Below are 18,603 nucleotides of genomic sequence, written 5' to 3' on the forward strand. Positions count from 1 at the left end.
GTCGACCGGTTCGTCGCAGGCACCGACCGCCGCCGTGGACAACTCTGCACCTCTTCAACCCGCCTGCAGTCTCTTTATCTCTCGGGGTAAATCTGTTCAGACAAGCGGGGCCACTTCTGACTGCATCGATGCGCTCACCAATTCCAGTTGCCTTACCCTGGGTGGAGGCAACGTGACGGCAGGCGGAACCATCTGGGGCGTTCCTGCGGTGTTTTTTACTGCATGGACGCTGGGTTGCACCATGATGATGATCTATCGCCGATGGCATGCCAGACGTAAAGGTGGATGTGATGCGGCTTGACGGCACAACGCGATGGCGTGTGTCAACAATCACGGGCCGCGCCGTGGTCGCGGGTTTGTGGGTAGGGCTGTCAGGGCTGGACATGGCAGCAGCGGCTACTCAAAGGGGTCCGTGTCGATGCGTTCAATGGCGCTGTGCAATGGCGTTGTAGCCATAGCGCTGTGGGGTGAAGCCGGCAGCTAAACTGACACGCAAAACGCTCCCATCACCTCATCATCAAGGAAAAGCATCATGAAATCCCGCGCCGCTGTGGCCTTCAAGGCCGGTCAACCGCTTGAAATTGTGGAGCTTGACGTGGCCCCGCCCAAAAAAGGCGAGGTGCTGGTCAGGATCACCCACACCGGCGTATGTCATACCGATGCCTTCACTTTGAGTGGCGATGACCCCGAGGGCCTTTTTCCCGTCGTGCTGGGGCACGAAGGTGCAGGCGTGGTGGTGGAATGCGGCGAGGGCGTCACCAGTGTTCAGCCCGGTGACCACGTGATTCCGCTGTACACCGCCGAATGTGGCGAATGCCTGTTTTGCAAAAGCGGCAAGACCAACCTGTGCGTGGCCGTGCGCGCCACGCAAGGCAAGGGCGTCATGCCCGACGGCACCACGCGCTTTTCCTACAACGGCCAGCCGGTTTACCACTACATGGGTTGCAGCACTTTCAGCGAATACACGGTGGTGGCTGAAGTATCGCTGGCCAAGGTCAACCCCAAGGCCAACCCCGAACAGGTTTGTCTGCTGGGCTGTGGCGTGACCACCGGCCTGGGTGCGGTTAAAAATACCGCCAAGGTGCAGCCGGGTGACACCGTGGCCGTGTTTGGCTTAGGCGGCATTGGGCTGGCCGTGATCCAGGGGGCAAAAATAGCCCAGGCGGGCCGCATCATCGCCGTGGACACCAACCCAGGAAAGTTTGACCTGGCCCGCACTTTTGGCGCGACGGACTGCATCAACCCCAAAGACTACGACAAACCGGTTCAGGACGTGATTGTGGCCATGACCACTTGGGGCGTTGACCACAGCTTTGAATGCATCGGCAACGTGGGCGTGATGCGTGCCGCACTGGAATGCGCGCACCGTGGTTGGGGCCAGAGCGTCATCATTGGCGTGGCCGGTGCGGGGCAAGAGATCTCCACCCGCCCCTTTCAGCTTGTCACCGGCCGCCGCTGGCTGGGCACGGCTTTTGGCGGCGTCAAAGGCCGCAGTGAGTTGCCCGGTATGGTGGAAGATGCCATGAGCGGCAAGATTGAGCTTGCGCCCTTCGTGACGCACACCATGCCACTGACGGATATCAACGAGGCGTTTGATTTGATGCACCAGGGCAAGTCGATTCGGAGTGTAGTGAGGTATTGAGCAACCATGCAACGAATCGAACACCACGCCAGCTTCGGCGGCCGCCAGGAAGTCTGGCAACACGACAGCACCAGCACCGGCACGCCGATGAAGCTGGGTGTTTACCTGCCGCCGCAAGCGCTGGCGGGCCAGCGCTGCCCGGTGTTGTACTGGCTGTCGGGGCTGACTTGTACCGAGCAAAACTTCATCACCAAGGGCGGAGCGCAGCAGCATGCGGCGGCGCATGGGTTGATCCTGGTAGCCCCTGATACCAGCCCGCGCGATCCCCGCGGTGATCTGGGCGTGGCCGACGATGCGGCTTACGATCTGGGTCAGGGTGCGGGGTTTTACCTCAACGCCACGCAAGCGCCGTGGGCCAAGCACTTTCAGATGGAAAGCCATGTGGCCGATGAGTTGCCGACACTCATCGAGCAGCACTTTCCGGCCACCGGCCGGCGCGGCATCTTCGGCCACAGCATGGGCGGGCATGGCGCGTTGACGCTGGCGCTGCGCCATCCTGGGCGTTACCACAGCGTGAGCGCGTTCGCGCCCATCGTGGCCCCCAGTCAGGTGCCTTGGGGGCAAAAGGCGTTCGCCGCTTACCTGGGGGGCGATCGCGCTGCCTGGACGCAGCACGATGCGGTGGCGCTGATCGCACAGGCCAAGGAGCGCTTGCCACTGTTGGTGGATCAGGGCGATGCGGATGAATTTTTAGCGCAACAACTTAGGCCCGATCTGCTGCAAGCGGCCTGCGCCCAGGCCGCTCACCCGCTCACGCTGCGCATGCAGCCAGGCTATGACCACAGCTATTACTTGATGGCCAGTTTTATGCATGACCATGTGGCGCACCATGCGCGTGCACTGCTGGGTCTGTGATGAGAAAGAAAATGGCCATCATGAAAAAGACCTTGGCCTTGATGCTGACGGCCCTGATGGCCGCATCAGTCTGGGGCAGCGAAGACACCCGCATGTACCTGGCCGCGATGAAGGGTGATGTGGCCGTCATGCAAAAGCTGATTGAAGCCGGTGCCGATCTGAACACGCCCGATCAGTTTGGCGGCCCGCCACTCCTCAATGCGGCCGGGACGGGAGAGATGGAGGCGGTCAAATTTTTGTTGATGGCAGGAGCGGATGTCAATGCCAAAGACAAGACCGGCTTCACGGCCTTGCACAAGGCCACGATGGGTGAGGCGGAGTTGGACGCGGTGCGATTGTTGCTGGCATCACACGCCCAGGTGGATGTGTTGGCGCATGGTGTTTCACCGCTGATGATCGCGGCCCAGCAGGGACATTTGGAGCTGTTGCGTACTTTGCTGGCTGCGGGTGCGAATATCAACCTGTCGAACGAATACGGTGCCACTGCATTGATGAAGGCCGCAGAGTATGGCCGCCTGGAGGGAGTGAAGCTGCTGGTCGATCAGGGTGCCGATATGGGGCGCAAAGATCATCGTGGCCAGACGGCGCTGGACATCGCCCAAAGCGTGATCGTGCAAAAGGACGGCTATCCCAAAGTGATCGCGTACCTGAAAGAAAAGCAAGGCAGAAGCACACAAGGCAGCATTAAATAAAAATAAAAACAATTTTTATTTAGAATAAATAACAAAGGCTTGCCATTTCTCGTTGGACTGGCTTTGAGCGGAGGGCGGGTTCCACCCGCGCTCTTTTCTTTGTGATTTGATGAAAGGCTGATCGATGCTGTCGTCCAGAATTTTCCTGCTTTCTGCTGTGGCCGCTGCTGCGTTTTTGGTGGGTTGTGCCCAGTCTGGCCCGACGGCCTCTTCCCCATCGGTAGCCACGGCGGTGGCGACCAAACAAGAAGTGCAGCGCAAGGCGCTGGCCAAAGGCATTTACGAGCTGGTCTACAGCCCCCGGCAAAAGGCGGTTTTTGTGGCGTCCACCGGCGGCTTTGGCGATGAGGCCGAGGCATCCAAGGTGTTGCGGCTGGATCCGGCCACGCTGACGGTGCAGTCTGAAATCGTGCTGCCCACCAAGGGCTTTGGCCTGACGCTGGACGACGCGGCCGGGCGGCTGTACGTTGGTCATTCGGTTGATGGCGCGGTCTCGGTGGTGGACGTGGCCGCTGGCAAGGTCATCAGCACGGTGCAGTTGACCAAGAAAACCAAGGACGACAAAGGCCGTGATCGTCCTGATCACGGCCTGCGCGAGCTGGCGCTCGACAGCGCCAATGGTCGCTTGTACCTGCCCGGCTACGCCCGCGAAGACAGTGCGCTGTATGTGATGAACACCAAGACGCTGAAGCTGGAAAAAGTGTTGCCCGGTTTTGGCAGCATGGCCACCGGGGTGGCGCTGGATGCCCAGCGTGGCCGACTGTTCGTGGCCAACTTGGCGGGGCAGGTATTCACCGTCGACACGCGCACGCTGCAAATTGCCAAGCGCTATGACGTGGGTGGCGACCAGCCTTTGAACCTGGCCTATGACGCGGCCACCGACCGCCTGTTGGCCGTCAACCGCGAAGTCAGCGGGCGTGGACTGGAGGCGCGCAAAAAAGCCAACCCCAACTTCCAGCCCAAGCCGGGCAACAACGTGCTGGTGCTCAATGCCAGCACCGGCGCGCCAGTGCACAGCATGGCCACCGGGGCCGGACCGGTGGCGCTGAAGCTGGACGCCACGCGCAAACGCCTGTACGTGACCAACCGCGATGCGGGCAGCGTGACGGTGTACGACAGCGGCAGCTACCAGCAGCTCAGCAGTGTGGATTTGCCCACGCATCCCAACAGCCTGGCGCTGGACGAGGCGGCCAACGTGGTGTTCGTGTCGATCAAGAACAACCGCCAAGCGCCCAAGGGCAGCAACGAAAGCGTGGCGCGGCTGGCGTTTTGAATGGCAGTGGCCGACCGGCTTGCCGGGTTAATCAGGTGCATGGATGGCGTCAACGATGCGGCCGCCGTCGGATGTGTACCTGATTGAGCAAGTCCAGATGCAGTTCATCATCTGGGCCTCGGCTCGCATAAAAATTCTCCAGCAAGCGCCGCTCCAGCAAGTACTGTTGCCAGAAGGCATCCCACTTGCGGCGTTTTTTTGGAGCGGGGACGTGCAGCTTCCAATGCACACGAATGCAGGGCCTGCCGCATTTCGGGCATTGAAATGCGGCCACGCTTTGGGGCTTTCGCTGTAGTTTCCGGCAGGTCAGGCAAGCAAAGGTACGGTTGTTGATTCAAGCGTCCAGCATCAGGTAATCGGTATAGCCTCTGGCACCGCCGCCGTACATGGTGGCTTTGTCCAGCTCTTGGTAAGGGCCGCCCTGGCGCATGCGGGCCGTCAGGTCAGGCATGCAGATGAAGGCTTTGCCAAAGGCCACCAGATCGGCGCGGCCTGAGGCGATGGCCTCTTGCGCCATGGCCGGGTCGTAGCCGTTGTTGGTCATCCAGGCCCCGCGGCCACCTGCTTGCCGATAAGCGGCTTTGAGTGCGGCGTAATCAAACGGGCGATCAGGCAGCGTGCGCGGCCCGCCGGTGGCCCCTTCGATCACGTGCACATAGGCCAGCCCCAGGCTGGCAAGCTGGCGGATCAGGTAATCGAACAGCGGTTGCGGATCGGCGTCCACGATATCGTTGGCGGGGGTGACGGGCGACAGGCGGATGCCCACGCGGTCATGGCCTACGGCGTCGACGGCGGCGCGGGTGACTTCCAGCATCAGGCGGGCGCGGTTTTCGATGGAGCCGCCGTAGTCGTCGGTGCGCTGGTTGGCACCAGTCTTCAAAAACTGGTCCAGCAAATAACCATTGGCTCCATGAATTTCCACGCCGTCAAACCCGGCTGACTTGACAGCGTTGCGCGCTGCCGCAGCGTAGGCGTGCACGATGCCGGGAATTTCATGCCGGTGCAATGCGCGCGGGGCGCTGGTGGGCACAAAGCGGCCGCCGTCGGGGCCAGCGTTCAGGTAGGTTTTGGCTTCAGCCGGGATGGCTGAAGGGGCCACCGGGGCAGCACCTTCGGGTTGCAGGCTGTCGTGCGACACGCGGCCCACGTGCCACAACTGGCAGACGATTTTGCCGCCTGCGGCGTGCACGGCGCGGGTCACTTGCTTCCAGCCATCGACCTGATCGCTGCCGTACAGACCAGGCACGTCGGCATAGCCCTGGCCTTGCTGGCAGATGGCGGTGGCTTCGCTGACGATCAGGCCCGCGCCGCGCTGCGGATCGGCGCGCTGGGCGTAATAGGTCGCCATCAGCGGCGTGGGAACGGCATTCGGCGCGCGGTTGCGCGTGAGCGGGGCCATGACGACGCGGTTGGCCACGTCGATGGCACCCACGCGGGCGGGACTGAAAAGCGACAAAGGCATGACGGGCACCTCAAACGGGAAGACTTGAACCCAGCCATTGTGCCAATGCCAGGCGGGTGTGGGCTTGGTGACAGGCCAGCACGCCCGGTTGGGTTATGGTTGAAGCATGAGTGAGACGCCTTCTGCCGCCACGCTGGTGGCCACGCCGTTGATAGATGCAGACCACCCGGCCGTGCAAGCGTTTGCGCGTACGCATGCGCAGGGCCGCACTGAACGCGAACGTGCGGTGGCACTGACCTATGCAGTGCGCGATGGCTTTCGCTACGACCCCTACCGGATCGATCTGTCGCCCGAAGGCATGCGTGCCAGCAGCGTGCTGGCGCAAGGCTATGGTTGGTGCGTGCCCAAAGCCGCCTTGCTGGCGGCTGTGTGTCGCGCGGCGGGTATCCCCGCGCGGGTAGGCTTTGCCGATGTGCGCAACCATTTATCGACCGAACGCATGCGCCAGACCATGAAAACGGATTTGTTTATCTGGCACGGCTATACCGACATCTGGCTGGACGGTGCCTGGCGCAAAGCCACGCCGGCTTTCAATTTGAGTTTGTGTGAAAAGCTGGGTCTTCACCCGCTGGAATTTGACGGTGAGCACGATTCGCTGTACCACGAGTTGGATCAGGCGGGCCAGCGGCACATGGAATACGTGCGCCAGCGCGGCAGTTTTGATGACATGCCGCTGGCACAGATCGTGGCGGATTTTCGCGCCACCTATTCCGGTTGGTTGTCTGAAGGCGATGGCCTAGGCAGCCATCTGGCGAGCAGCGACTTTCAGGCTGATGTGGCGCAGGAAGTGGGTGCTGCGCAAAAAAAGATGAATCGTTAAACCAAACCCTCGTCTTTCATCACCTTTTGCACCGCCGGGCGCGCCGCTACGCGCTGGCGCAAAGCCACCAAGTTTGGATACGGCGCAAGATCGATCTTCATCGGCACCGTCCAGTTGGTGACGGTGAACAGGTAGCCGTCGGCTACGGTAAATTGCTCTCCCATCAGATAGTTTTTGCCTGCCAGTTGCTCGTCAATCCACTTGAAGCGGCTGGCCAGGCGTTCTTTGGCTGCGGTTTTGGTCTCTTCAGGTGTGCCGGGGGTGAACAAGGGGCCAAAAGCCTTGTGAATTTCGGTGCCGATGAAGTTCAGCAGGCTTTGAAGCTGATAACGCTCCCAACTGCCGTTGGGCGGGGCCAGCTTTTTGTCGGGTGCCTAGTCGGCAATGTACTGCACGATGGCCGGGCCTTCGGCCAGCCCCTGCCCCGCGTCGTTGACCAGATAGGGCACATAACCCAGTGGGTTGATGGTGCGGAAGTCAGTGCCGTCGGGCAATTGTTTGGTTTTGGTGGGGGCCAGAATGGCTTCGTACTTCAGCCCTGCTTCTTCCAGCGCAATGTGGGGCGACAGCGAGCAGGCTCCGGGGGAATAAAACAGCTTCATGGGCAGGTCTTTCAAAAGGTGGACGGAAGATGTTTATACAAAAAGCACCGCAGTCTTGCGCCGCGCAGGGGCATATGCTCCTGCGTCATAAAGCCGGGGCTTATCTTCTCAGCCGGGTAAAGGCCGCCAACTCCCAGCGGCGCATGGCCAGCACCAGGGTGTAGCCCTCCCGATCAGTGTCTTTGAGCTTTTGGTCGGTCTGGTGCTGCTGCGCAAAATCTTGCGCCACGCGTTGCAGGCGCTCGGCAAAGGCCGGGGCCAGTGCGCGGCTGATGCTGCCGTGTACCAGTTGCAGGTTTTCGCCGTCACCATCAAAGCCGCCGCCAAAATAGTCCAGCATCACGCTTTCGCGAAAGTACTGCATCACCGGCCCGTGCGGCCGCCAGCGGAAGGTTTTGGCCACTTTGAGCCGGTAGCGGTTCAGTGGTTTCAGCTCGATGATGCCCAGCCGGTCAAGCTGCGCCAGGTACTTCACCACCTCGGCCTCGCTCAGGCGGTAGCGGGTGCAAATTTGCTCGGCCGTCCACTGGCTGACCACGTTGATGGCCACCAGCAGCAGCTTGTCGTCGGCCACCACGCTGCGTTCTTGCTCCGCCGTCAACTCTTTGAGCAGCGGCTGCGCATCGGCCACGCGCTGGGCCAGCTCGGCAAAGTCCAGCTTCAGCGCGCGGCAAATCGCATCCACGCGCGACAGCGGCATGTCGCCCTTGGCCAGCATGCGCTTGACGCTGGATTCGGCCATGCCCAACTCGCGTGCCAGATCGGCATAAGTCATCTGGGCGGCCTTCAGTTCTTTTTTGACGGCGGCAACAAGGTCGGCAGTGGTGCTCATGGACGATTAAAACATCGGCGAAGTATCAAATTTTAATACCTATTGTGGCGTCAGTTTCGGTACAGATCAAAAATAACGCCCAGCACGCGCAAGCTCTTGAAAATGACTGCCATGGTGCCGTACAGGCACACGTTTTTATCTTTTGCTTGGCAGGATGTTTCTCATGAACTTCACCTCACCGCTGACCCGTGCCGCAGCTTATCCGGCAGCCAGGGTAAATCGCGTAGAGCTTGGGCTGATTTTGGCCGTGGCCGCGTTCGCCCTGCTGGCCGCGTTGTTGCCAGCGCAGGGCTTGCCTGCGGGCTACCATGATTTTGTAGACCAGCGCGCCTGGGGCGTGTTGCCAAGGGCCATGGATGTGCTGAGCAATTTACCGTTTGCCTTGATGGGCGGCTGGCTGCTGTGGGTGACAGGCCAAAACAGGCTACAGCGCCTATCTATATTGCGCAACAAGCTATTGAATTGGAAGCAAATTAACGCGGCCTTCAATGCCCAGGACGGGCTGATGGCGGTGACCGGCGTGGGCTTGCTGCTGACGGCGTTGTGTTCGTCGGCCTACCACCTGCATCCGCACGATGCCGGGCTGTGTCTGGACCGGCTGGGCATGAGCGTGGCGTTTGCCGGGCTGCTGGGGCTGGCGGCGTGCGAGCGCATCAGCGCCCGCGCCGGTGTGGCGCTGTGTCTGGTGGTGGCGGCGGCGGCACCGGCCACGGCGCTCGTCGCCTGGCAGGGCAACATGACGCCGTGGGCGGTGCTGCAAGGCGCGGGGCTGCTGGTACTGGCGGCGCTGGCGTGGCGCACGCCCCGCCCCGGCGCGTTGGGCTTTTCGATCTGGGTGGTGATTGCCCTGTATGCGGTGGCCAAGGTGCTGGAGATGGCCGATGCGGCGGTGTTTGCCTGGACGCAGGGCGTCATTTCTGGCCACAGCGCCAAGCATGTGGTGGCGGCACTGGCCATTTGGCCGGTGGTGCGCGCAGCGCAGGTGCAAGCGCGTGGTCTGAAACGTGATCTGGATGGTGCCATGTCGGCGGCGTGCAATGCCTTCACAATCCGCTGATGGGCTTTGAGCACGTCCCCCCAAAAACATGACTGCCCATTTGAGGAGTTTTGCACCATGAGCCAGCCTTCTGGCAGCCCCGCCGTGGCCGATTCAGCACCAGCGCGCACGCCATCGCCGCCGCGCCAGCCTAACCAGTTCGCCTTGCTGGGGCAAAAGCGTTTTGCGCCTTTTTTCTGGACGCAGTTTGCCGGGGCGGCCAACGACAACCTGTTCAAGTTCGCCTTCACGGTGATGGTGACGTACCAGCTCAGCGTCAGTTGGCTGCCACCGACCATGGCGGGGCTGGTGATCGGGGCGCTGTTCATCCTGCCGTTCCTGCTGTTTTCGGCCACCAGCGGCCAGGTGGCCGACAAGTACGACAAACGCACCTTGATTTTGTGGGTGAAGTGGCTGGAAATCGCCATCATGGCGATGGCCGCCGTGGGCCTGTATGCCTCCAACGTGCTGCTGCTGCTGCTGTGTATTTTTTTGATGGGCGCGCAGTCGGCCATTTTTGGGCCGGTGAAGTTTGCCTATCTGCCCTACCACTTGGGCGAGCGTGAACTCACGGGTGGCAACGGCATGGTGGAAATGGGTACTTTTTTAGCCATCTTGCTGGGCAACGTGGCAGGTGGGCTGATCGTTGCCGTGCCGGATGTGGGGGTGCACTACGTGGCCTGGGCCTGCGTGGCGCTGGCCGTTGTGGGGCGACTGGCGGCGCAGTTCATCCCGGATACGCCCGCCACCGCGCCGTCGCTTCAGATCAACTGGAACCCGGCAACGGAAACCTGGCGCAACCTGAAGCTGGCGCACGGGCAGGTTGCGGTGTTCCGCTCGCTGCTGGGCATTTCGTGGATGTGGTTTTTTGGCGCGGTGTTTTTGAGCAACTTTCCAGCTTTTGCCAAAGACGTGCTGCACGGCGACGAGCAGGTGGCTTCGCTGCTGCTGGTGGTGTTTTCGATCGGCATTGGTGTGGGGTCGTTGCTGTGCGAGGTGCTCAGCCACCGGCATGTCGAGATCGGTCTGGTGCCGCTGGGGGCCATTGGCATGAGCGTGTTTGGCGTGGACTTGTTCTTTGCCTGCCGTGCGCTGCCGCCCGCCGATGTTTACACCCTTGGCGCTTTCGTGGCCCAGCACGCGCATTGGCGGGTGATGGCCGATCTGGCGTTGCTGGCCTTGTCAGCCGGGGTGTACAGCGTGCCCATGTACGCGCTGATTCAGTTGCGCAGCCAGCCCACGCACCGCGCGCGCATCATTGCGGCCAACAACATTTTGAATGCGCTGTTCATGATCGCCTCCAGCGTGATCGCTGGGGCCATGCTGGCTGCGGGCCTGAGCATTCCGCAAATCTTTCTGGCGGTGGCGCTGGCCAATGTGGTGGTGGCGGGCTACATCTTTTTGCTGGTGCCCGAATACCTGCTGCGCTTTGTGGCCTGGGTGCTTTCGCGCATCGTCTACCGCTACAAGATTCGCGGCGACGAGCACATTCCCGCCAACGGCCCGGCGGTGCTGGTGGCCAACCACGTCAGCTTTGTCGATGCCGTGCTGCTGATGGCGGCCAGCCCGCGGCCTATCCGCTTCATCATGGACTACCGGATCTTCAAAACCCCGGTGTTGGGCTGGGTGTTCCGCATGGCCAAGTGCATCCCGATTGCGCCGCAAAAAGACGATCCTGCCGCTTACGAGCGCGCCTTTGCCGAAGCCGCTGCGGTGTTGCGCGACGATGAACTGCTGGGCATCTTCCCCGAAGGCGGCATCACCCGTGACGGCCAGTTGCAGCCCTTTAAAGGGGGCGTGATGAAAATTTTGACGCAGGCCAAAGCCGATGGCCTGAACGTGCCGGTGGTGCCCATGGCGCTGACCAACCTGTGGGGGTCGTACTTCAGCCGGATTGAAAATGGCGGGGCCATGACCCGGCCTTTTCGGCGTGGCATGTTCAGCCGCGTGGGGCTGAATGTGGGCGAGGCCGTGGCACCAGAGTGCGCCACGCCCGAGGCGCTGCACGATCGGGTGCAGGGTTTGCTGGCTGAAAATACGGCGGCTTGAGAGCGCTTACCTTCGTTGCCTTTGCCATCCTGATTGCCACCTTGATGTCCATTTACCAGCTCAAACCCGCGTTTCAAAACCTGCTGCGCCCCCTAGTCGCGCGCCTGGCGCGTGCGTGCGTCACTGCCAACCAGGTGACGGTGGCCGCTTGCGTGGTGTCGGTGGTGCTGGGCGCTGCGCTGTACTTTGCGCAGCCACCGGCCTGGGCCTACGCCTTGGTGCCGCTTTGGATGTTTCTGCGCATGGCGTTCAACGCGGTGGATGGCATGCTGGCGCGCGAACACGGGCAGCAAACGCCCTTGGGTGCTTTTCTGAACGAGCTGACCGACGTAGTGTCTGACGCCGCGCTGTACCTGCCCTTTGTTTGGCTGCTGCCCAACCCGCCGATCTGGATGGCGTTGGTGATTTTTTTATCTGCGTTGTCGGAATATGCCGGTGCCTTGGGCACCAGTGTCGGTGCCTCGCGCCGCTACGACGGCCCCATGGGCAAAAGCGATCGCGCTTTCGCATTTGGCGCGCTGGGTTTGCTGGCGGCGCTGGGCTGGGCGTCGCCTACGTGGACGGTTTGGGTGCTGCCGGTGATGGCGGCACTGCTGGTGCTGACCATGGTGCGGCGCGTGCGCGGGGCGCTGGCCGAGTTGAGCGCGCTGAAAACCGGCGCGGGCACAAAACATTGAAAGGGAGTCGATGACCGAGCCTCGTACCGCGCAAGAGCGCGAATTTTCAACCCACGACGGCGTGGCGCTGTTTTACCGCCATTGGCCTGCCACGGCACCTGTGCGGCGCGGTGCGGTGGTGCTGTTCCACCGTGGGCACGAACACGGCGGGCGCATGGCCCATCTGGTGGACGAGCTGAATCTGCCGGAGTTTGATTTTTTTGCCTGGGACGCGCGCGGCCACGGTCGATCACCCGGCCAGCGCGGGCACAGCCCGAGCTTTGGCACTTCGGTGCGTGACGTGCAGACCTTCGTTGACCACATCCACGCCGAGCACGGCGTGGCACCTCATGATGTGTACGTCATCGCCCAAAGCGTGGGCGCGGTGCTGATTGCCACCTGGGCGCACGACTACGCGCCGCCCATTCGCGGCATGACGCTGGCCTCGCCCGCGTTCAAGGTCAAGCTGTACGTGCCTTTGGCGCGCCCTGGTCTGGCGTTGATGCACAAGCTGCGGGGGTTGTTTTTCGTCAACAGCTACGTCAAGCCCAAGTTCTTGACGCACGATCCTGCGCGTATTGCGAGTTACCAGAACGACCCGCTCATCACGCGCCCGATTGCGGTCAACATCCTGCTCGATTTGTACCGCGCCGCCGAGCGTGTGGTGGCCGACGCGCCCGCCATCGTGGTGCCCACGCAGTTGCTGATTTCAGGTGACGACTGGGTGGTGCACCACCCGCCGCAGCACCAGTTTTTTGACCGCCTGGGCAGCGCCACGAAAGAAAAAGTCGAGCTGCCCGGTTTTTTCCACGACACGCTGGGCGAGCGTGACCGCGCCAGCGCCGTGGCAGCACTGCGCACCTTTTTGTTGCAGCGCTTTGACGCCCCCGATGTACCTGTGAACCTGCTGCAAGCCGATCAGCAAGGCTTTACCGCCGACGAGGCGCAGGCATTAAGCCAGCCGCTGCCCGCGCTGTCGCCGCGTGGTGTGTACTGGAGCCTGACCCGTGCCAGCCTGAAGCTGGGCGGCCAACTGTCTGAGGGCGTGCGCCTGGGGCACGAGACCGGGTTTGACTCGGGCAGCACGCTGGACTACGTGTACCGTAACCAGGCGCAGGGCGCACCGCTGATCGGCACCGCCATCGACCGGGCTTATCTGAACTCGATCGGCTGGCGCGGCATTCGCCAGCGCAAGATCCATGTGCAAGAACTGCTGCGCGAAGCCATGCAGCGCCTGGCGGCTGCGGGCCACTCGGTGCGCCTGATGGACATTGCCGCCGGCCATGGCCGCTATGTGCTGGATGCCATCGCCAGCAGCCCGGTACCGGTGGAATCGGCCCTGCTGCGCGACTACAGCGACATCAACCTGCGCGACGGGCAGGCGCTGATTGCCGAACGTGGCTTGCAAGAGCGTGTGCGCTTTGAAAAAGGCGATGCGTTTGACCGCCAGCAACTGGCCATCGTTGAGCCGCGCCCCAATCTGGTCACCGTCTCGGGGCTGTACGAGCTGTTTCCCGACAACGCCATGGTGGCCCGCTCGCTGGCGGGCGTGGCCGACGGCATCGCGCCCGGCGGTTATCTGGTCTACACCGGCCAGCCCTGGCACCCGCAACTGGAATTGATTGCCCGCGCATTGACCAGCCACCGCCAAGGCCAAGCCTGGGTGATGCGGCGGCGCACGCAGGCCGAGATGGACCAGCTGGTGGCCGCAGCAGGCTTTCGCAAGATCACCCAGCGCGTGGATGAATGGGGCATCTTTACCGTGTCGCTGGCGGTGCGCGAACCCGCATGAAGCCCTGCGCACCCGGCGCGTGGCCGTGGCGGCTGGCTGCGGCCTGGCTGGCCCTGCTGGGGCCGCTGTTTTATCTGACCTACGGGCTGGCCAACTGGTGGGCCGGGCGGCAGTGGGCGGCGGGGCACGTGCCATCAGTGGTGTTCGACTGGGAGCGGCACATTCCGTTTTGGGACTGGACCATCTTTCCCTACTGGTCGATCAACGTCTTTTACGGCCTGTCGCTGTTTTTGAGTTGCAGCACGCACCGCATCAACCGCCACGCCGCCCGCCTGCTGACCGCGCAGGCCGTGGCCGTGACCTGCTTTGTGCTGTGGCCGCTGCACTTCAGCTTTGGCCAGCCTGAGGCGCACGGCGCTGCGGCCTGGCTGTTCAACGCGCTGCGTGGGTTTGACCAGCCTTTCAACCAGGCCCCGTCGCTGCACATTGCACTGGCCGTCATTTTGTGGGACTGGTACCGCCAGTTATGGACCAAGCCGTGGCAACGGGTGGTGCTGCACGTGTGGACGCTGGCGATTTGCGCGTCGGTACTCACTACCTATCAACACCACTTCATCGACATTCCCACCGGCGCTTTGCTGGGTGTGGCGTGCGTGTGGCTGTGGCCGCTGGAGCGCGCAGCGTCTTTGCCCGCCGCCTGGCGTTTGAGCCGCGACCGGCAGCGGCGCAAGCTGGCGCTGTTTTACGGCTTGGGCGCGCTGGCGTGCTGGGCGCTGGGGCTGATGGGCGGTGGCTGGGCGCTGTGGCTGTGCTGGCCTGCGGCCTCGCTGGCCGTGGTGGCGCTGAACTATCTGGGTTTTGGCGCGCGTGGTTTTCGCATGGATGGCACGGGCCGCATGCACTGGTCGACCCGCTGGCTGCTGGCCCCCTACCAATGGGGCGCGGCCTTGAATGCCTGGGCCTGGACGCGGCGGCTGCCTGCCAAAGTACAGGTGGCACCTGGCCTGTGGCTGGGCCGTCGCCCGAGCAGCGCAGAGTGGTTGGCCGCGGGGCAACCGGCGGTGTTCAGCCTGTGCGCTGAATTGCCTTTGCCCGCAGCGGTGCAGCCCGGCAGCCGCTGCCTGCCCTGGCTGGATCTGGTGGCTGCCGATGCGCCCGCGCTGCGCCGGGCGGCGCAGCACATTCAGGCTTTGCGGCAAACCTCATCCAGCGGCGTGTGGGTGTGCTGCGCGCTGGGTTTTTCGCGCAGCGCCGCAGCGGTGGCGGCCTGGCAATTGCGGTATGGTCAGGCAGCCTCTGCCGAGCAGGCACTGGCCTTGGTGCGCGCCGCCCGGCCGCAACTGGTGCTGGGGCCACTGTGGATGCAGGGCCTGCGTGTGCTGAAACCCCCACCCATCTTCAAAAATGATGAGCAACACCCTTGATGACGATCTGCGCGATGACGTGCGTGCCGACAGCCTGGTGCTGTCGGCCTTGCTGCACGCCGATGGTGCGCTGAGCGGCTGGGCGCTGATTTGCACGGCGCTGACCATGCTGGCACTGCTGGCGATGCCGTGGCCGGCGGACACGCTGCTGCTGCTGTGGCTCGCCGTCGGGGTGCTGGCGCTGGCAGAGCGCTATGTGCGGTTCCGCCTGATGCTGGATCAGCAGTTGTTTCAGCAATTGGGTGAAGGGAGGCTGCCGTCCCTGGCCCACATGGATGGCGGACTGCAACGCCTGGGCCTGCGCCGCGCCGCCCCGCGCCCGTGGGCCGATCGTGTGCGCGGCACCCGCAGGCTGCTGTACGGGCATCTGGGGCTGGTGCTGGTCCAGACGGCGCTGGTCATGGTGTGCGGCATCGGCACGTCCTTTTTAAACGGGTATTGATGAACCTGTATTGAACAATGTCACACCCTCCCACTTTCAACACCACCACCTTGCCGCGCCGCCTGGGCGCGCGCGCCATGCGCCAGGCCATCGTGGCGGGGGCCAGCCTGCTGACTGGCGTGCGCGCCTTGTGGGGCGAAGGCAATGGCCCCAGTGCCACGCAAACGGTGTACTTTGCCAACCACAACAGCCACGCCGACTTTGTGCTGCTGTGGGCGTCGCTGCCGCCCGACTTGCGCACCCTGACCCGGCCCGTGGCGGGGGAAGACTATTGGAACCATTCCAGCGTGCGCCGCTTCGTCGGACATGACGTGTTCAACGCCTTGATGATCCGGCGGGTGTCGCCGTCGGCAATGTCGCCGCCGGAAAGTCAGGCGAGCCAGGTGGACGACGACCCCGTTGCCCAAATGGGCGAAGCCTTGCAGGCGGGCGACTCGCTGATCATCTTTCCCGAAGGCACGCGCAACACCACCGATGCGGTGCTGCTGCCGCTCAAAAGCGGCATTCACCACCTGAGTCAGGCATTCCCGCAGGTGCGCTTTGTGCCGGTGTGGATCGAGAACCTCAAGCGTGTGTTGCCCAAGGGGGCGCTGCTGCCGGTGCCGCTGTCGTGCAGCGTGCGTTTTGGCGCGCCACTGACAATTTGTCCGCAGGAAGACAAGACCGCCTTTTTGCAGCGCGCCCGCCAGGCTTTGCTGGACTTGCAGCCGGCATACGACCGCGCACCTGCCGACTCTTCACCAGAGGTGACGCCATGAGCCAGATGCTGAGTCCGACCGGCTGGGTGTTTGCAGGCGTGCTGGCGGTGCTGACGCTGGCCTCTGGCGTGGCCGCGCTGCTGAAGTGGCGCGTGGCGCACGGCGCGCCACATGCCGTCATCGACAACCTCACTGCGCGCATCAACGTCTGGTGGGTCATGGTGGGCCTGATCGGACTGGCCTTCTTGCTGGGCAAAGGCGGCGTGGTAGTGCTGTTTTTGGGCGTGTCGTTTTACGCCCTGCGCGAATTTTTAAGCCTGGCCTACACCCGGCGCGGCGACCACACGGCGATGGCGGCGGCGTTTTACATCGCGCTGCCGCTGCAATATTTTCTGGTGGGGATCGAGTGGTATGGGCTGTATTCCATTTTGATTCCGGTCTACGCCTTTTTGCTGCTGCCCATTCTGGCGGCAACCGGCGGCGACACGCAGCGCTTTTTGGAGCGCGCCTCCAAAGTGCAATGGGGCCTGATGGTGTGCGTGTACTGCATCAGCCACGTGCCTGCGCTGCTGACTTTGCCGATACCGGGGTTTGAGGGGCAGAACATGCTGCTGATCGCCTTTTTGGTGATCGTGGTGCAAGGCAGCGATGTGCTGCAATACATCTGGGGCAAGCTGCTGGGCAGGCACAAGGTGGCCCCGGTGCTGTCGCCCTCCAAAACCTGGGAAGGGCTGATCGGCGGTGTGGGCAGCGCCACTTTGCTGGGCATGGCGCTGCACGGCATCACCCCGTTTTCGCCCTGGCAGGCGGCAGGTCTGGCGCTGCTGATTTGCGTGATGGGGTTTTGTGGCGGCCTGGTGATGTCGGCCATCAAGCGTGACCGCGGCGTGAAAGACTGGGGCCACATGATCGAAGGCCACGGTGGCATGCTTGACCGTGTGGATTCGGTCATCTTCGCTGCGCCGGTGTTCTTTCACGCCGTGCGTTACGGGTGGGTGCCGTAGCGCACTGGCCGCTCATTCCATTTCCAGATCAACAGTGCACTTTGCTGGCTCAGCTTGCCGTACGTCAGTAGTGTCTGCGCTTCGCCTTCGCGTTCACTATTGATTTGAAAATGGAATCAGGTGCGGCAAACGCCGCAAATGGGTACAGGTTAAAAAGCACGGATGCGCAACTGCTCAAAAGCCAAGATCGCTTCAATGGACGAAGCAGACCTGTGCGTGCTGCATCAGCCAATGCGCGCCTTTGGCGAGCGCTGGAATGCCAGGCAATCGCTGGTCGATCAAATGGGGCGGTTTGTGGGCGATGGTCGTGCTGACGAAGTCAGCCAGCTGGATTACGTGATCTACGAAGGGCTGCAAGAGGTCTTTACCGACGATTTTCACGGATGGGTCTCTTTGGGCGCTGCCGTTCTCGGGCAAAGCCTGGTCAAGCTGCTGCACATGCGCTGGTGCTGGGTGCACGTGGGCGGCCAACGGGTGCTGGGGCTGCATTCTGATGACAACGATTTGCGCGTGCCTTTGCAAGCCATGGTGGTTCACCGCCTCAGCGCCATCCCCCAGTTTGAGACGTTTGAGCACCTCTTTTTTGACATTTACACATCAGCGCCGTACTGGCCAGACGGCTGCCACCCGCTGGTCGATGCAGCCGTTCAAATTGATGATTTTGAAGGGCATTACGGCCATCTGGTTCCAGAAGAGCTGGTCACTGAAATCATGCATCTGGACTACTGCGATCCACGCTGGATACGTTCACTGGGTATGGATGGCTACACCATGTTCATCGACAAGGATTGGGAGAATCTGCGCGCCCACCTTCACAATGAATGCGCGCAGTACAGCGCAGCTTTTGGCCGCGACTGGAAGCACCGGGTTCGCAGCGAATATATGGAAGAGCTTGCAGGGCGTGCCATCGGGTATCGGCCAAGCTGAAGAATCAACGCAGCTACGGTTTTCAGGTGCGCGGCGAGCATCATGCGCTCGCAATGGATGCCAGCCACTGCCGGATCTCGCGCCGCTGTTTGGCATTGGCGCGTTGCCATGCTGCGCGCACCAGTGCGACCACACGCTCCTCAGTCTCATCGGGCACGGATATGGCTTCTGGATGCGCTTCGTCCAGCCAGCCCACGGGCTGCGCGCTCAGCGCTTCGATCTGCCGCGCCAGCTTGTCGCCGATGGGGCGTGACGACTTGATTTGGCTGAGCATGCTGGGCGAGATTTGCAGCGCGGCCGCAAACGCCTGCTCCAGCCCCTTGGCTGGCTCTCCTTGGGCGATACGCTTGGCCAAAAAACGCTGCAACAACCACGCCAGATTGCTGCGCCGCGTTACGGTGATGTTGCCCATTGGTGTCAATTCGCCACACTTTGCATGCCGCGATTGTCGCAGGGC

18 protein-coding genes and 1 pseudogene are annotated in these 18,603 nt (G+C 62.5%); 15 read left to right on the forward strand and 4 right to left on the reverse strand.

Annotated elements, in window-relative coordinates; all coding sequences use genetic code 11:
* From ACK5NW_RS05950 to ACK5NW_RS05970, 5 genes are all read left to right on the forward strand, one after another.
* A partial coding sequence (locus ACK5NW_RS05950; protein WP_416926056.1) for a hypothetical protein occupies positions 1-301 on the forward strand: 301 nt, incomplete at its 5' end.
* A gap of 231 nt (positions 302-532) precedes the next feature.
* Positions 533-1,642: an S-(hydroxymethyl)glutathione dehydrogenase/class III alcohol dehydrogenase gene (locus ACK5NW_RS05955; RefSeq protein WP_416926058.1), complete on the forward strand. Its 1,110-nt coding sequence runs from the start codon at positions 533-535 to the stop codon at positions 1,640-1,642.
* Between the two features lie 6 nt (positions 1,643-1,648).
* A complete protein-coding gene (fghA, locus tag ACK5NW_RS05960) occupies positions 1,649-2,497 on the forward strand; it encodes an S-formylglutathione hydrolase (RefSeq protein WP_416926060.1) in 849 nt (282 codons plus the stop codon).
* Between the two features lie 20 nt (positions 2,498-2,517).
* Positions 2,518-3,189 (forward strand): ankyrin repeat domain-containing protein, encoded by a 672-nt coding sequence (locus tag ACK5NW_RS05965; protein ID WP_416926062.1) that lies wholly within the window; start codon positions 2,518-2,520, stop codon positions 3,187-3,189.
* Between the two features lie 124 nt (positions 3,190-3,313).
* Positions 3,314-4,462 carry a YncE family protein gene (locus ACK5NW_RS05970; protein ID WP_416926064.1) on the forward strand — a complete coding sequence of 383 codons (1,149 nt, stop codon included), beginning with the start codon at positions 3,314-3,316 and terminating at the stop codon, positions 4,460-4,462.
* A 334-nt stretch (positions 4,463-4,796) separates the two neighbouring features.
* Here the strand turns inward: ACK5NW_RS05970 and ACK5NW_RS05975 are convergent, their stop codons facing one another.
* Positions 4,797-5,924, reverse strand: coding sequence for an alkene reductase (locus ACK5NW_RS05975; RefSeq protein ID WP_416926066.1), 1,128 nt, complete (start codon positions 5,922-5,924; stop codon positions 4,797-4,799).
* 106 nt (positions 5,925-6,030) lie between these two features.
* Here ACK5NW_RS05975 and ACK5NW_RS05980 point away from each other — a divergent pair, with 106 nt between their 5' ends.
* Entirely contained in the window at positions 6,031-6,744 is a 714-nt protein-coding gene (locus ACK5NW_RS05980) for a transglutaminase-like domain-containing protein (protein ID WP_416926068.1), read from the forward strand.
* Here the strand turns inward: ACK5NW_RS05980 and gstA are convergent.
* Positions 6,741-7,346 (reverse strand): annotated as a pseudogene (gstA, locus tag ACK5NW_RS05985) (glutathione transferase GstA). The gene ACK5NW_RS05980 and the pseudogene gstA sit on opposite strands and share 4 nt — an antisense overlap.
* Before the next feature lie 100 nt (positions 7,347-7,446).
* Positions 7,447-8,178 (reverse strand): helix-turn-helix domain-containing protein, encoded by a 732-nt coding sequence (locus ACK5NW_RS05990; protein ID WP_416926070.1) that lies wholly within the window; start codon positions 8,176-8,178, stop codon positions 7,447-7,449.
* Positions 8,179-8,341: 163 nt separating this feature from the next.
* Here ACK5NW_RS05990 and ACK5NW_RS05995 point away from each other — a divergent pair, with 163 nt between their 5' ends.
* From ACK5NW_RS05995 to ACK5NW_RS06035, 9 genes are all read left to right on the forward strand, one after another.
* Positions 8,342-9,235, forward strand: a complete 894-nt coding sequence (locus ACK5NW_RS05995; protein ID WP_416926072.1) for a hypothetical protein — start codon at positions 8,342-8,344, stop codon at positions 9,233-9,235.
* A gap of 57 nt (positions 9,236-9,292) precedes the next feature.
* On the forward strand, positions 9,293-11,263 hold the full coding sequence (locus ACK5NW_RS06000) for an MFS transporter (RefSeq protein ID WP_416926074.1): 1,971 nt from the start codon (positions 9,293-9,295) through the stop codon (positions 11,261-11,263).
* 44 nt (positions 11,264-11,307) lie between these two features.
* Positions 11,308-11,940 carry a CDP-alcohol phosphatidyltransferase family protein gene (locus ACK5NW_RS06005; protein ID WP_416926119.1) on the forward strand — a complete coding sequence of 211 codons (633 nt, stop codon included), beginning with the start codon at positions 11,308-11,310 and terminating at the stop codon, positions 11,938-11,940.
* Between the two features lie 10 nt (positions 11,941-11,950).
* Positions 11,951-13,711: a bifunctional alpha/beta hydrolase/class I SAM-dependent methyltransferase gene (locus ACK5NW_RS06010; protein ID WP_416926076.1), complete on the forward strand. Its 1,761-nt coding sequence runs from the start codon at positions 11,951-11,953 to the stop codon at positions 13,709-13,711.
* Entirely contained in the window at positions 13,708-15,075 is a 1,368-nt protein-coding gene (locus ACK5NW_RS06015) for a phosphatase PAP2/dual specificity phosphatase family protein (RefSeq protein WP_416926078.1), read from the forward strand. Before ACK5NW_RS06010 ends, ACK5NW_RS06015 begins: the two co-directional genes overlap by 4 nt.
* Positions 15,059-15,517 (forward strand): hypothetical protein, encoded by a 459-nt coding sequence (locus ACK5NW_RS06020; protein WP_416926080.1) that lies wholly within the window; start codon positions 15,059-15,061, stop codon positions 15,515-15,517. Before ACK5NW_RS06015 ends, ACK5NW_RS06020 begins: the two co-directional genes overlap by 17 nt.
* A gap of 17 nt (positions 15,518-15,534) precedes the next feature.
* Entirely contained in the window at positions 15,535-16,275 is a 741-nt protein-coding gene (locus ACK5NW_RS06025; RefSeq protein WP_416926082.1) for a lysophospholipid acyltransferase family protein, read from the forward strand.
* Positions 16,272-17,219 (forward strand): phosphatidate cytidylyltransferase, encoded by a 948-nt coding sequence (locus ACK5NW_RS06030; protein ID WP_416926084.1) that lies wholly within the window; start codon positions 16,272-16,274, stop codon positions 17,217-17,219. The genes ACK5NW_RS06025 and ACK5NW_RS06030 overlap by 4 nt, the downstream gene beginning before the upstream one ends.
* A 195-nt stretch (positions 17,220-17,414) precedes the next feature.
* On the forward strand, positions 17,415-18,146 hold the full coding sequence (locus ACK5NW_RS06035) for a hypothetical protein (protein WP_416926086.1): 732 nt from the start codon (positions 17,415-17,417) through the stop codon (positions 18,144-18,146).
* Positions 18,147-18,186: 40 nt separating this feature from the next.
* Here the strand turns inward: ACK5NW_RS06035 and ACK5NW_RS06040 are convergent, their stop codons facing one another.
* Complete coding sequence (locus ACK5NW_RS06040; protein ID WP_416926088.1) at positions 18,187-18,558, reverse strand: hypothetical protein; 372 nt, start codon at positions 18,556-18,558, stop codon at positions 18,187-18,189.
* Between the last annotated feature and the right edge of the window lie 45 nt (positions 18,559-18,603).

The organism is Ottowia sp. (assembly GCF_047975795.1).
GTDB lineage: Bacteria > Pseudomonadota > Gammaproteobacteria > Burkholderiales > Burkholderiaceae_C > Ottowia.